General features: G+C 46.7%; 15 protein-coding genes and 2 pseudogenes. 15 read left to right on the top strand and 2 right to left on the bottom strand.

Translation table 11 applies throughout. The features are described from left to right. Nucleotides 1-84: 84 nt before the first annotated feature. A pseudogene (locus PV407_RS14110) lies at nucleotides 85-788 on the top strand (IS3 family transposase); the annotation flags it as partial. Next, entirely contained in the window at nucleotides 770-871 is a 102-nt protein-coding gene (locus PV407_RS29565; protein ID WP_442951660.1) for an IS3 family transposase, read from the top strand. The pseudogene PV407_RS14110 and the gene PV407_RS29565, both read left to right, overlap by 19 nt. A 77-nt stretch (nucleotides 872-948) precedes the next feature. On the opposite strand, the gene PV407_RS14105 is transcribed toward PV407_RS29565, so the two are convergent. Beyond that, nucleotides 949-1,278 carry an ArsR/SmtB family transcription factor gene (locus tag PV407_RS14105; protein ID WP_332090566.1) on the bottom strand — a complete coding sequence of 110 codons (330 nt, stop codon included), beginning with the start codon at nucleotides 1,276-1,278 and terminating at the stop codon, nucleotides 949-951. Nucleotides 1,279-1,475: 197 nt separating this feature from the next. On the opposite strand from PV407_RS14105, the gene PV407_RS14100 reads away from it, so the two are divergent. The 3 genes from PV407_RS14100 to PV407_RS14090 all read left to right on the top strand — a co-directional run bounded on the left by PV407_RS14100 (nucleotide 1,476) and on the right by PV407_RS14090 (nucleotide 3,990). Then, the gene (locus tag PV407_RS14100; protein ID WP_332090565.1) at nucleotides 1,476-2,126 is read left to right on the top strand and encodes a hypothetical protein; all 651 of its coding nucleotides are present in this window, start codon (nucleotides 1,476-1,478) and stop codon (nucleotides 2,124-2,126) included. Nucleotides 2,127-2,147: 21 nt separating this feature from the next. Further along, a complete protein-coding gene (locus PV407_RS14095; protein WP_332090564.1) occupies nucleotides 2,148-3,155 on the top strand; it encodes a ketoacyl-ACP synthase III in 1,008 nt (335 codons plus the stop codon). 142 nt (nucleotides 3,156-3,297) lie between these two features. Continuing rightward, nucleotides 3,298-3,990 carry a carbonic anhydrase gene (locus PV407_RS14090; RefSeq protein ID WP_332090574.1) on the top strand — a complete coding sequence of 231 codons (693 nt, stop codon included), beginning with the start codon at nucleotides 3,298-3,300 and terminating at the stop codon, nucleotides 3,988-3,990. A gap of 188 nt (nucleotides 3,991-4,178) precedes the next feature. Here PV407_RS14090 and PV407_RS14085 read toward each other — a convergent pair whose 3' ends face one another. Next, a complete protein-coding gene (locus PV407_RS14085; RefSeq protein WP_332090563.1) occupies nucleotides 4,179-4,793 on the bottom strand; it encodes a recombinase family protein in 615 nt (204 codons plus the stop codon). Nucleotides 4,794-5,438: 645 nt separating this feature from the next. Here PV407_RS14085 and PV407_RS14080 point away from each other — a divergent pair. The 10 genes and pseudogenes from PV407_RS14080 to PV407_RS14035 all read left to right on the top strand — a co-directional run bounded on the left by PV407_RS14080 (nucleotide 5,439) and on the right by PV407_RS14035 (nucleotide 12,337). Continuing rightward, entirely contained in the window at nucleotides 5,439-5,870 is a 432-nt protein-coding gene (locus PV407_RS14080; RefSeq protein ID WP_332090562.1) for an arsenate reductase ArsC, read from the top strand. Between the two features lie 14 nt (nucleotides 5,871-5,884). Then, the gene (locus PV407_RS14075; RefSeq protein WP_049868158.1) at nucleotides 5,885-6,208 is read left to right on the top strand and encodes an ArsR/SmtB family transcription factor; all 324 of its coding nucleotides are present in this window, start codon (nucleotides 5,885-5,887) and stop codon (nucleotides 6,206-6,208) included. A gap of 15 nt (nucleotides 6,209-6,223) precedes the next feature. Then, nucleotides 6,224-7,636, top strand: coding sequence for an arsenic transporter (locus PV407_RS14070; protein WP_332090561.1), 1,413 nt, complete (start codon nucleotides 6,224-6,226; stop codon nucleotides 7,634-7,636). Nucleotides 7,637-7,666: 30 nt separating this feature from the next. Next, complete coding sequence (gene arsC / locus PV407_RS14065; protein ID WP_332090560.1) at nucleotides 7,667-8,092, top strand: arsenate reductase (thioredoxin); 426 nt, start codon at nucleotides 7,667-7,669, stop codon at nucleotides 8,090-8,092. Between the two features lie 9 nt (nucleotides 8,093-8,101). Further along, nucleotides 8,102-8,572: an ArsI/CadI family heavy metal resistance metalloenzyme gene (locus tag PV407_RS14060; protein ID WP_332090573.1), complete on the top strand. Its 471-nt coding sequence runs from the start codon at nucleotides 8,102-8,104 to the stop codon at nucleotides 8,570-8,572. Between the two features lie 2 nt (nucleotides 8,573-8,574). Beyond that, a complete protein-coding gene (locus tag PV407_RS14055) occupies nucleotides 8,575-9,018 on the top strand; it encodes a protein-tyrosine phosphatase family protein (protein WP_332090559.1) in 444 nt (147 codons plus the stop codon). 102 nt (nucleotides 9,019-9,120) lie between these two features. Continuing rightward, on the top strand, nucleotides 9,121-9,570 hold the full coding sequence (locus PV407_RS14050) for a MarR family winged helix-turn-helix transcriptional regulator (protein ID WP_332090558.1): 450 nt from the start codon (nucleotides 9,121-9,123) through the stop codon (nucleotides 9,568-9,570). Between the two features lie 52 nt (nucleotides 9,571-9,622). Continuing rightward, a complete protein-coding gene (locus PV407_RS14045; protein ID WP_332090557.1) occupies nucleotides 9,623-10,678 on the top strand; it encodes a flavin-containing monooxygenase in 1,056 nt (351 codons plus the stop codon). A gap of 54 nt (nucleotides 10,679-10,732) precedes the next feature. Further along, nucleotides 10,733-11,281, top strand: a pseudogene (locus PV407_RS14040) (NAD(P)H-dependent oxidoreductase). Nucleotides 11,282-11,536: 255 nt separating this feature from the next. Then, nucleotides 11,537-12,337, top strand: a complete 801-nt coding sequence (locus tag PV407_RS14035; protein WP_332090556.1) for an arsenite methyltransferase — start codon at nucleotides 11,537-11,539, stop codon at nucleotides 12,335-12,337. The last annotated feature ends 306 nt before the right edge of the window (nucleotides 12,338-12,643 follow it).

Genomic DNA, 12,643 nt, shown 5'->3' with positions numbered 1-12,643 from the left:
TGATATTATCCCCTTACGGTAGACAGTGAAAAAAGAGTTCATGATATCATGGATTCAGCACTGTTGACCGGAGGGGATTTTTTTATGCCACCCAAGAAGGGGCAAAAGTTTAATCGTTATGATGAAGAGACGAAGCGGGAAGCAGTTCGATTACGTGTCGAAGAGCGGTGGAGCTATTCCCAGATCCGAGAGAAGCTCGGAATTAAAAGTGATTTTCAAATTATTGAATGGGTTCGTAAACATCAGAGCGGGGAATCGTTTGAGGATTATCGCGGTCGCTGGGTGAAGAAGCACTTCAGCAGTATCGAGGAAGAGAATGAGCATTTGAAAGCGCAGGTCGAATACCTAAAAAAGCTCAATCCAAATCTACATGGGGAGGGAAGTTGGATAAGCAAGCCCGGTTCGAGACCATCGAAGAATTGATGTTACGGTATCCTGTTGTAGTGCTTTGCAAGATTGCTGAAGTATCACGAGCCGGCTTCTACAAGTGGAGGTCCGCAAGTAGTGCCCAAAAACAACGCTTGGACCGCGATGCGGATGTGAAGGAGCACATACTGGCCATTCATCGTCTGCGGCCCTATTTCGGCTACATTCGCATGAGCACAGCCCTGAGGAAAGAAGGGTTGCTTGTTAATCGTAAAAAAGTTAGGCGGCTCATGCGAGAGCTTGGAATCCGGTCAGTTATTCGCAAGAAGCGTCCGAATGCCGGACGTAAACCTTCTGTCGTGTTTGCAAATGTCCTGAACAGAGACTTTCACGCAGACGCTCCATTCACCAAGCTGGTCACATAGAGTTTTATAACCATGAACGCTTTCAGAAAAAACTCGGCGACCGCTCTCCGGTTGAGTACCGAATGGCGATCGCCGTATAAATTAACCTCTTTTTTTACTGTCTACTTGACGGGGGTAAGACCACCCTTGGGTTACATGGATGCCCTTGTTTTATCGTTTATGATTCATTTCGAATGACCTCGAGTAACGAAATGGCATCAACGAGATGATTATCGAAGATTTGCTTCGTGACCACAAGTAGGTCCTTAATCAGAGGGTCGCGTAACGAATAAATAACGGAAGTTCCGTCCTTTAAGCCAGTCACCACATTTTTATTTCGTAATACCGCCAACTGCTGAGAAACGGCTGATCCTTCTGAGCCTAAAATACTCTGTATTTCGTTTACGTTCTTATCTCCTTCACTCAGGACCTCAAGGATTCGAATTCGCATTGGATGCGCCAGAGCTTTGAAAAAATCGGCTTTGAACTGCTGGATAGTTTGATTCATGGCTTATGCTCTCCTTAATGGTTATACATTTGAATATATGAATATCATAACACAACTTCAACAAAAACCATTCTGTAAAGAACGATACGCTTGGGTACGCCTGAGTGTAGATTGTTATTCGGTGGGAACTGCTGTATAATACCCACTATATTCAAATATCTGATTATTTGATTTTAGTGCATAAGGAGTAGGTGGGTATGTCTGGCTTTACGAGAAAAGATTCATCACGTCAAGATGCGCCATCTCCTCACGAATCGACCGGTCCTTTTATACAGGTGAGTAGACAGACTGTTATTGCAACGGGTGTGCAGGCGTTACATAAGATCGGGTCCGATGCCATATGTAAAGTTTGTATCGCCAATGGGGGCTCTTGCTGTCAGGGGTGTCGGCATCTTGCAAGAGGCATTGGATGTCAACAACGGAATACAAGTTGTACGGCATGGTTATGCGGGTTTTTAAAGTACCTTTTGTATGAAACCGACCTATTACGGGAATGGAATGAGTTTTGGGATCAAGTCCCTGGACAAGATTATCGCGAGGATTTTACACCTGAGTTTTTTTTCGTATCAAAGTCGTTACTTCTTCCGGACATCCGGAATCTGAGTGAGGCTCTGGCCGATGATCTCCATGAGTTGGCAAAATCTCACATAGCGATTGGGTTTATTCTAACGCTTCGGGAAAAAATAGATAAATATATTGACCAACTCGAGGATTGTCAACTTCATTCGGAAAAGAAAACGAAAATAAAACGGAACATCAAAATGTTGTCAAGTCCTTTTCATCGTTTTCAAAAAGAATTGCATGAATATCGACAGAAGTTTCCAACTCCATTGCGATTTCAATCCTGAACTGGGGGGAAAAGTAGTTTTATGATGAATTCCCGAATTACAGCAATTGGAACATATGTGCCCCAACGAAAGCTGACGAATGCTGATTTAGAAGGAATGGTGGACACCAGTCATGAATGGATCGTACAACGTACAGGCATTCATGAACGGCGTATTGCTGAGCGAGACGAATTTACCAGCGATCTCTGTATAAGTGCGGTTAGGAATCTCATCTTTCGGTATAATAAAACGATCGAGGATGTTGATTTTATCATTGTTTGCACAACCACACCTGATTTTCCATTCCCTACCGTCTCCTGCTTAATTCAAGCACATTTTCATATTCAAAGTGCAGGTGCGATTGATATTAGTGCCGCTTGTGCTGGATTTTCTTATGGACTCATCATGGCTCATAGTTTGATCGCTTCTGGGCTCCATAAGAAGGTTCTTGTTATTGCAGGTGAAACGTTGTCCAAAATAACGGATTACTCAGATCGCACAACCTGTATTTTGTTTGGCGATGCGGCCGGTGCTGTTTTAGTAGAAGCAGATGACCAGTATGAGGGATTCGTCAGTCATCATGTTGGCTCCGAGGGCAAAGGGGGAATCCATATTTATCGGACAGGACTTGCCAATAAACTCGGGGATCAGAAATTGCTTGATAACAGCTGCATTGTCCAAAATGGCAGAGAAGTATTCCGATGGGTGATGCGTACCATTCCCGATGCTATTCATCACATGATGAATAATAGTAGTCAGACATTAAACGATGTGGATTGGTTTATTCCTCATAGTGCGAATATGCGACTGATTGAACCGCTTTGTGAGAAACTTGAGTTTCCTTTAGAACGTACGTTACATAGTCTTGTTGAGTTCGGTAATACGTCGTCGTCAACGATTCCTCTTTCGCTCGATCAAGGAATTCGGAGTGGGAAAATAAGTTCGGGTGATCATGCCTTACTGTACGGGTTTGGAGCTGGGCTTGTACATGCGGGAGTCCTCGTAAGGTTACAGCTAGATTCTGTCGTCAACGAACCTCTCCCTTTATAAATAGTGGTTTCATGTAGCCGCGGCACCTCAACACTGTAGGTGCCTCTTTGTATTTGCATCGGGTATAATCCATGTAAAGGAGGGAATAATTAAGTTAAATATTCAAATATTCAAATGTTTATTGGAGGCTTTTATGGTGTCAATGAAGAAGTCCCGCAACCTGCTATGTCTGGTAGTAGGGTTAAATTTACTGTCCGGCACAGGGTGTCATTCGTTATACCAGCCTACTTTCAACGAAAAAATAAAGGAGGAAATCAACCCTGATCAAGCGATTCGTCTTTTGGAAGAAGGAAATCATCGGTTTGTTTCAGGGCATTTAGCGGAAAAGCAGGTCATTCAAGCTCGGAGGCAACTCGTTTCAGAACAAAAACCGGTGGCGGTCATCATTAGCTGCTCGGATTCCCGAGTAGCCCCAGAAATTGTGTTTGATCAATCACTGGGGGATCTCTTTGTGATTCGCGTTGCAGGAAATATCGTGAATGATGATGTTATTGGCAGTGTCCAATACGCTGTGGATCATCTACACGTTCCTTTAGTAATGGTTTTAGGGCACGAGAACTGCGGTGCGGTTATTGAAGCATTACAAAGAAAGAAACATCCATCCTATTTGCAATCCATTGTCGATAAGATTGAGCCAGCGGCTGAAAAGGCTATATCCGCTGGGTTAGCCGAAGAAAACGTGATTGATCGGGCTGTGATTGAAAATGTCAAATTGGTCGAGGATGAACTACATGAGTACTCAACACTTAGCGAGAAATTGATGAATGGGGATATAAGAATAATCGGTGGTGAGTATCATCTGGCATCGGGGAAAGTTACTTGGCTTAAAAATTAATTGATTCATCTAATAAGGGGGTGAAAAGGATGGTAATCAATTTCTTATTTGCCATTGCTATTCCTTGGATACTTGGCGCTTGGTTGTACTTCAAGACACCAAAAGCGGAATCCATTGCAAAATAATTGAGCGGTTTATAATAATTGCATTTACTATGCGGCCCCCCCACTGCTCCGTTAAATAGGACGTTATACTTCAAAAGCCTCTTTCTCATATTCCTTCACTCGCCGGTAAAATGTCGGTTTTGACATGCCGATCCGCTTCATCGCTTCAGTAGCTGTTATTTGACCTTGCTTCCATTCCCGATATGCTCTAATAAATTTATCATCGATCTCCTGCTTGGGCCTGCCGAACGTCACACCTTCCGTTCGGGCAACCTCGATCCCTTCCGCCTGGCGCTGCCGGTTCTTCTTCCGCTCTTGCTCGGCCACATATGCTAGCAAACTCAAAAACTGGTCCTCCATCACTTTTCCAAAGTCGCCCATTGTTTTAAACTTCCGGGAATCGAATAACGTTTCGTTATCCAGGCATACGATGTCTGCCCCGATCTTCCGTGTGATATATTTCCATTCGCTAATGATCCCATCGTAGTCCCGGCCCAGACGATCCAAGGCATCCAAATACACCAAGTCCCCTTCGCGAATCATCATGCGCATAGCCTGATAACGCGGCCGCTCAAAGTCCTTGCCGCTCTGCTTATCGACAAATATAAACCGGTCTTCAACGCCCAGCTCCCGAAACTTAACAAGCTGCCTTTCCGGATTTTGGTCTTTAGCCGATACCCGGCCATATGCAAGCCTCAAACGATCCACTCTCCCCTAAATATGTATCAAAATGTGTCAAATTGATTTGATGCGTTTCTAAAATCATTTTAGTACATTTTGATACGCAAAAATAGGGGTGATTTCCAACGTCTCGAAAAGCATGCTTTTCGAGACTAATAAAACGACTCCCTAGTAGGAGTCACTATCATCTAGATTCTGAAAACAGCTAATGACCTTAAAAAAAGAATCAATGTCTTGGTATCCTTCTTTCCTGGACAAAGCAGTTCTGTGTGATACTAGCAATCTTTCAGATTATACTTCCGGACTTTCTAGTAGTACGAGCTAAGAGCATGCTAAACCGGTCTAATCCGAACGCTTAGCGTATATTTTCGTTAAAATGTTGGCGTGACCCCTGTATAGGAAGAAGCGTTCTGAATGATGCAACCGATTCGGTCACTCGAAAGATTGAGGGCAGCGACATGCAGGGAGGTTATCGGTTGTCGTAAACAAAGCTGAAAGGATATGATTGTATGAGCGTAGGATGGTTTATTTGGGTTGTGCTTCTCATTTATATGGCTAATTTTTTTACCGTTAATACTGCGATAACATTCGACATGTAAGATCAAACTATAAATAAGCAAATAATTATATTACTATTTACAGCGGATAGGGGAATGTGGGAGAATGAAACGGGAAGTCAAACGGATTTATTTCCTTTGCGGGCAAAATCGGTGCCGAAGTCAGATGGCCGAAGCTTTTGCCAAGTTTTATGGCGGGGATCATGTGGTGGTGGAGAGTGCTGGATTAAACCCGTCCGAAGAAGTGCATCCTTACACCATTGAAGCCATGCACGAGGTAGGCATCGATCTTTCCCAGCATGTTTGCAAAAAAATTGATATGAAGGTTTTTCTAGCGTCGAATGCGATCGTCAAGTTGTGCGAACAAATTGTGGAGCGCTGTCCCATCGTACCGTTCAAGATCATGAACGTTGAGTGGAACATCCCTGACCCGTTAGCCGTAGACGGCGGCACCCTGGAAGACGTGAAGAGAGCCCGTGACGAGATTCGGGAGAAAGTGATCGGGTTGCTAAAAGGGATGAACATTCCCGGCGTTTAAAAGGAGAGAAGCAGTTGAGCAAACTAGAAGAAGTAGCGGATGCCTTGAAGCTATTGGGGGACCGGAACAGGCTCACTATCGTAGCCTTGTTGCAGGTGAAGGAACTGTGTGTATGCGAGATCGTGGACATTTTGAAAACAAGCCAGCCCAATATCAGTCAGCATATGCGCAAGCTTCGCGACGGGGGCTTGGTCAAAGAGTCGCGCAGGGGGCAATGGGTGTATTATTCGCTTTGCCTGGAAGACAAGCCTTATATTTTGGATATTCTAAAAGAAATTCCTTCGCAAGCCGCGCTGATTGAGCCTGCCGTTTGCGAAACCAATGATTGCTGTACGTAGTTCAGGAGGAAGCATATGGTTTATGTAGCGATTTTCATTTTCTTGGTAACGTTGCTTTTTGTCATTTGGCAACCGAAAGGATTAAATATCGGCTGGTCGGCAAGTGCCGGAGCGATCCTTGCTTTGCTATTTGGCGTGGTCAGCTTCGCGGACGTCGGCACCGTAACCGGCATCGTGTGGAACGCCACCTTGGCGTTTGTGGCCATTATTTTAATTTCACTGGTGCTGGATGAAATCGGATTTTTTGAGTGGGCTGCATTGCATATGGCGCGGCTGGCACGCGGAAACGGCCTGCTCATGTTTGTATTTATCATCCTGCTGGGATCGGCGGTTGCCGCCTTGTTTGCCAATGATGGCGGGGCCTTGATTATTACCCCGATTGTGCTCGCCATGGTCCGGGCACTTAAGTTTGATGAAAAGATGATCCTGCCGTTTATTATGGCCAGTGGGTTTATTGCGGATACGGCTTCCTTGCCGCTTGTCGTCAGCAACTTGGTTAACATCGTATCTGCGGATTATTTCAACATCGGTTTTGCCGAATACGCGAGCCGTATGATTGTTCCGAATTTCTTTTCCGTCATTGCGAGCCTCATTGTGCTGTATCTGTATTTCCGAAAGAGTATCCCGAACCGATACAATCTCACGCAACTGAAAAAGCCGAAGGAAGCCATCAAAGATATACGGCTGTTTAAGTTATCTTGGGTCATTTTAGCCGCGCTGCTCGTTGCGTATTTTATCAGCGAATTTTTCTCGATCCCAGTATCCATTATCGCCGGGGTTGCTGCGATTGCCTTTTTGTTTGCGGCGAGAAAAAGCCCTGCGATTCATACCTGGAAACTGGTAAAAGGCGCTCCCTGGGCTGTCGTGATCTTCTCTATCGGCATGTATGTGGTCGTTTATGGCTTGCGCAATGCCGGACTTACAGATGCACTAGGCAGCGTCATTCAAGCGGTTGCAGACCAAGGGTTATTTGTGGCTACCGTAGGTATGGGCTTTATTGCAGCCATCCTGTCGTCCATTATGAACAACATGCCCACGGTCATGATCGATGCGTTGGCCATCCAAGGCACGCAAACCGATGGATTCATTCGTGAGGCGTTGATCTATGCGAATGTGATCGGTTCGGACTTAGGGCCGAAAATTACGCCAATCGGCTCCCTGGCTACGCTGCTTTGGCTGCATGTACTATCCACGAAAAACGTGAAAATCAGATGGGGTTATTATTTTAAAGTCGGCATCCTGCTAACCATTCCCACATTGTTCATTACGCTCACCGGCCTTTATGTATGGCTTTATGTTCTTCAGACGTTACAGGTGAATGTATGGCTATGTATTGCGGTGATTGTAGTCGTCTTGGCGGTGGTTGCAATGTTGTTGAAGTCTTTTATGGGAAGCAAACAAGCGAAAAGAGTTCATCAAGGTGATTAGCGAATTGAAATTAAAAGGAGATTGTTCACCATGGAGAAAAAACCGTTAATTTATTTTTTGTGCACCGGAAATTCTTGCAGAAGCCAAATCGCGGACGGGTTTTTAAACGCGCTAGGCGGCGACAAATATGAAGTCAAAAGCGCAGGTCTTGAAGCACACGGACTGAATCCGCGTGCGGTGCAAGTCATGCAAGAAGCTGGCGTAGATATTAGCAAAAACACCTCCGATGTGATCGATCCGGACATTTTGAATCGCGCCGATTATGTCATTACCTTATGCGGCCACGCCGACGAGCATTGCCCTATAATCTCCAACAAGAACGTAACGAAATGGCATTGGGGTTTTGATGATCCGGCAAAAGCAACCGGAACGGAAGACGAAATCATGAACCAGTTCCGCACCGTTCGCGATTCGATTAAGAGCCGGATTGAACAATTCGTCAAAGAAGGGAAATGAGTGGCGACGATGATCAAACGAATGCACGTTGCTTTAAACTGTACGGAGCTGAACAAGTCTTTGGAGTTCTATCGCGCATTTTTTGGGGCAGAACCGAGTAAGGTTAAAGATAACTACGCCAAATTCGAGTTAGAAGAACCGACGCTTCATTTTTCGCTCAATGTACGTCCCTTCGAACAAAAGGGTGTTCTGAACCACTTGGGATTCCAAGTGAATAATACGGAAGAAGTGCTGGCCATAGGGGAGAGGCTTCGTCAAAGCGGACTGCTGCTGATTGACGAGATGAATACCACTTGCTGCTATGCGGTGCAGGATAAAGTTTGGGTGTATGATCCGGACGGTAACGCTTGGGAGATTTTCTATACGAAAGAAGATTCCGAATTCGAATCAGCCGGAGAAGCCAGGGATTTGTCCTTGTGCTGCGCGCCGCCAGCGGCCCCGGTTCCGATTGAGTTTGGATCGTTGAAAAAAGGAGTATAATCATGTCGTCTGAAAAAAACTACCATGCTTTAATTCCGGATAAAATTTTTATGGGCGCGGCAACGGATGTGGAATCGATGGTGAAAGATGAAGGTATCGACGTGATCGTGGATCTTCGCGGCGAAGCGACGGAATGCGCCTATCCAGCGGCGAGTGCGAAATGGATTCAAATTCCGTTAGCGGATCATGCCGCTATGCCGCAAGAAAAAGCCTTTGAGCAAGCGATCCAGGCCGTCACCGAAGCTTATCATCAAAACAAGAAAGTGGCTTTTCATTGTGGCGGAGGAAAGGGGCGGACCGGTGCGGTAGCCGTGGGCACCTTGCTTGCCTTGGGATTAAGCGATACGCTTGACGAAGCCGAGGCCAAGGCAAAGAGCATTCGCAACATCATTGATATTAAGCCATCACAGAGAGAATCTTTGCACCAATTATATCCCGGTAAATAAGCAAGCAGGGGACCACTCAGCCGAGTGGTTTTTCTTTTTTTGATTTACACATTTGCAATTTGCAAATAAATATTGTATAACTAAGTCATGAGGTGAACCACAGTGGAAAATGTTCGCGAACTATTTCAAATCATGACACGCCGTTTTGGGTTTCTCAATAAAAATTGCTGCTCCGCCGGTGGCTGCGATATATCTTTAGTGCAAAGCCATATTCTTTACGAGATCGATCGTCAGCATCAACCGTCCATTCAGCGGGTAGCCGAGGCGTTAGGGACTGATATTACGACCTTTAGCCGACAAATCCAATCGTTAATTAAAATGAATTTGGTCAAAAAATCGCCCGATCCGGACGACCGTAGGGTGTATTTGCTTTCGCTCACGACAGAAGGTAAGTACGTGGCCACAATGATTGACCAGCAATGTAACGCTTATTTAGCTGAAATTTTCTCTCACATGAACGATTTTGAAAAAGAAACCGTCATTCGCTCCATTAAGCTTTTAAATGAAGCGATGTCAAAATCCAGCTTATGCTGTTCCACCCCCATCGGGTGATTTCTTTTCTCTTATACTTGCATTTTGCAAATAAAATTGGAGGGTGTTTGGTATGAATGAGGTATTGGATGCGATTGTCATTGGAGGGGGGCAGGCGGGTCTTGCATCCGGCTATCATCTACAGAAGAAAGGACTTCGATTTCTGATTTTGGACGCGAGCGACGAGGTGGGCGGTTCGTGGCCGCGTTATTACGATAGCCTCAAACTGTTCTCTCCAGCACGCTTTTCGTCGATGCCGGGAATGAAGTTCCCCGGCGATCCGAATGGCTATCCCAAGCGAGATGAAGTCATTCGTTATTTACTGGATTACCGGGCAAAGTTTCAACTGCCAGTCCGAACTAATCAACGCGTAGCCTCGGTCGAGAGGGATGGAGAAGGCTTCACAGTTCGTACGATGGCAGGGGATACGTTTCGGGCGCGTACCATCATTAATGCGACCGGCTCCTTTCACAATCCCTATACGCCAGCGATACCGGGGCAGGAGTTGTTTCAAGGCTGCATCCTTCATTCCTCTGAATACCGAAATCCGGAGCCATTTATCAATCAACGCGTGGTGGTGGTCGGGCGCGGGAATTCTGCCGTACAGATCGGAGTTGAGCTGGCCGAGGTGAGCAAGACGTCTTTAGCGGTACTCCGGCCGGTCCAATTCATGAAATCGAAGCTGTTGGGTCAGGATGTGCATTTTTGGGTGAGACTGATTGGATTTGACACCTTTCCATTTTGGCGATTCGGGAAAACCGCACCGAGTTCAAGTGCGGTGAACGATTCGGGCGGGTACAAAGAGAAAGTAGCGGCAGGGAAACCGGATCAACAACCGATGTTTACATCCTTTTATGAGGATGGCGTCATTTGGCCGAACGGGACAAAAGAGGCGGTGGAAACGGTGATCTTTGCGACAGGCTACCGGCCGCATCTTCCTTACCTTCAAGCGATTGGCGCGCTGGATGCGGAAGGAAGGCCGTTACATCATGCAGGCATAAGCTACGTTCCGGGGCTTTATTATGTGGGGCTGGAAGGGCAGCGTTCCTTTGCTTCTGCGACCTTAAGGGGGGTGGGGCCGGACGCGCAGTTTGTTGTGAAAAAGCTTTTGCAACATCTTATACATTGAATGCTCATGTAGCCTTACAGAATATGATTTTTCGTAATGAAAGGAGTGAATGCCATGAACGTACTTGTATTGATTGCTCACCCTCAGTTGAAACATTCGCGTGTGAACCGAAGATGGAAGCAGGAGCTGGAATGCGTGCCGGACGTGACGATCCATGATCTGTACTCGCAATATCCTGACGAGCATTTTGACGTCAAACGAGAACAGGCGCTTTTGCTTTCCCATGACCGTATCGTCTTTCAGTTCCCGTTTTACTGGTACAGCACGCCGCCTCTTTTGAAAAAATGGATGGAGGAAGTGTTTACGTATGGCTGGGCATACGGGCCGGGAGAAAAAGCGCTGCAAGGCAAGGAGCTTATTTTGGCCATATCGATTGGCGGACCGGAGCATTCGTACCGGGTGGGGGGGATATAACCATTACACAATCAGCGAACTAACTAGACCCCTGCAAGCGACGGCTAATTTGACCGGCATGTACTTTCATCTCATTTTGTCCAGTATGGCGTTGTATCTGCCGAAGACGAGGCGATCAGCCGAAGCGCTTCAGCCTATGTACAGTACATTACTGCGCCCCATGCCCGTCGCTATAGAATGGCTCCGTGAAGCTGATCGTAACACATTTTTTTGATAAAAGGATGGAACCGACTTTACCTCAATTGGTTTGCTGCGGAAATGCTCATGAAACAACGCCAAAGGGAAATCGAACGATCTGCTAGAGAAGCCTGGAAATGGTCAGACGCTATGCAAAAGCAATCGGTCCGATTCTTTAAGCGACGGCCAATCATTCGTGCAACACCAACTGCTTGTTGCGCTGCGAGCTGCTGTTGATTGTATAAAAAAACTAAGGAGTGATCTTTCATGAATCAAGTGAGTAATGATCAAATTCGTCAAAACGTTCGGAATCGGTATAAAGAAATCGCCTTACAGGACGTGGGGGCGGGGTCCTGTTGTACGCCAGCGCCAGCCAATGATTGCTGTGGTTCGGCCGCGGATGTTTCCGCTAAAATGGGCTACTCGTCAGAAGAATTAACATCCGTTCCGGATGGGGCGAATCTGGGCCTCGGCTGTGGCAATCCGCAAGCCATAGCCGCTTTGCAACCGGGAGAAGTTGTGCTGGACCTGGGCAGCGGCGGCGGGTTTGATTGCTTTCTTGCCTCCCGTCAGGTGGGCGCTACCGGCCGCGTCATTGGTGTGGATATGACACCGGAAATGGTCAGCCGCGCCCGCGAAAATGCCAACAAAAGCGGATTTACCAATACGGAATTTCGGCTGGGCGAGATCGAGCATCTGCCGGTTCAGGACCACTCGATTGACGTGATTATTTCAAACTGTGTCATTAATCTGTCCCCATCGAAGCAGCAGGTTTTTGACGAGGCGTTCCGTGTGCTGCGTGCCGGCGGCAGACTGGCCATATCGGATGTCGTGGCAGCAGCCGATTTTCCGGAAGAAATCAAGCAGGATATCGACCGTATCTATTCAGGGTGCATTTCGGGGGCTTCTTCCATCGGCGAGCTGGAGGCTATGCTTGCGCAAAGCGGTTTTACCCAAATTGAGATCGAACCTAAAGATGAATCCCGGACGTTCATCAAGGATTGGATTCCCGGCGCAAATGTCGAACAATACCTGGTGTCCGCCACGATACGTGCTATCAAGCCTTGAGCTATGGAGGGCCGAAACTGTTGCAGCTCATATTTAGTCGAACAAGTTACGGCATAAAATAAGAAGGCGCTTCCGGGTTAGCTGTAAGCGCCTTGCGGTTTATATAGGCTGGGTAGTGTTCTGGAGATTATATACATCTACTTTGCGGGTGGTGTCAGCTTCGCTGGTACTACCCCCTCATGGCGCGCGACCCCTTTGGCCGTCATGTGGTCCGCACTGAATAAGCTCCCGGCTTTGATCTCGTTCGCGATTCTGAATAATAAGATTCCCTTTCCTTTGAGCGCGTAGACCAGGTGATGGGCGAAC

This window comes from Paenibacillus sp. GYB003 (assembly GCF_036577625.1).
In the GTDB taxonomy this organism is placed as follows: Bacteria; Bacillota; Bacilli; order Paenibacillales; family NBRC-103111; genus Paenibacillus_AB.
Note: the sequence above shows the minus strand (reverse complement) of the source record. Positions and strands in the feature narration are given on the sequence as shown.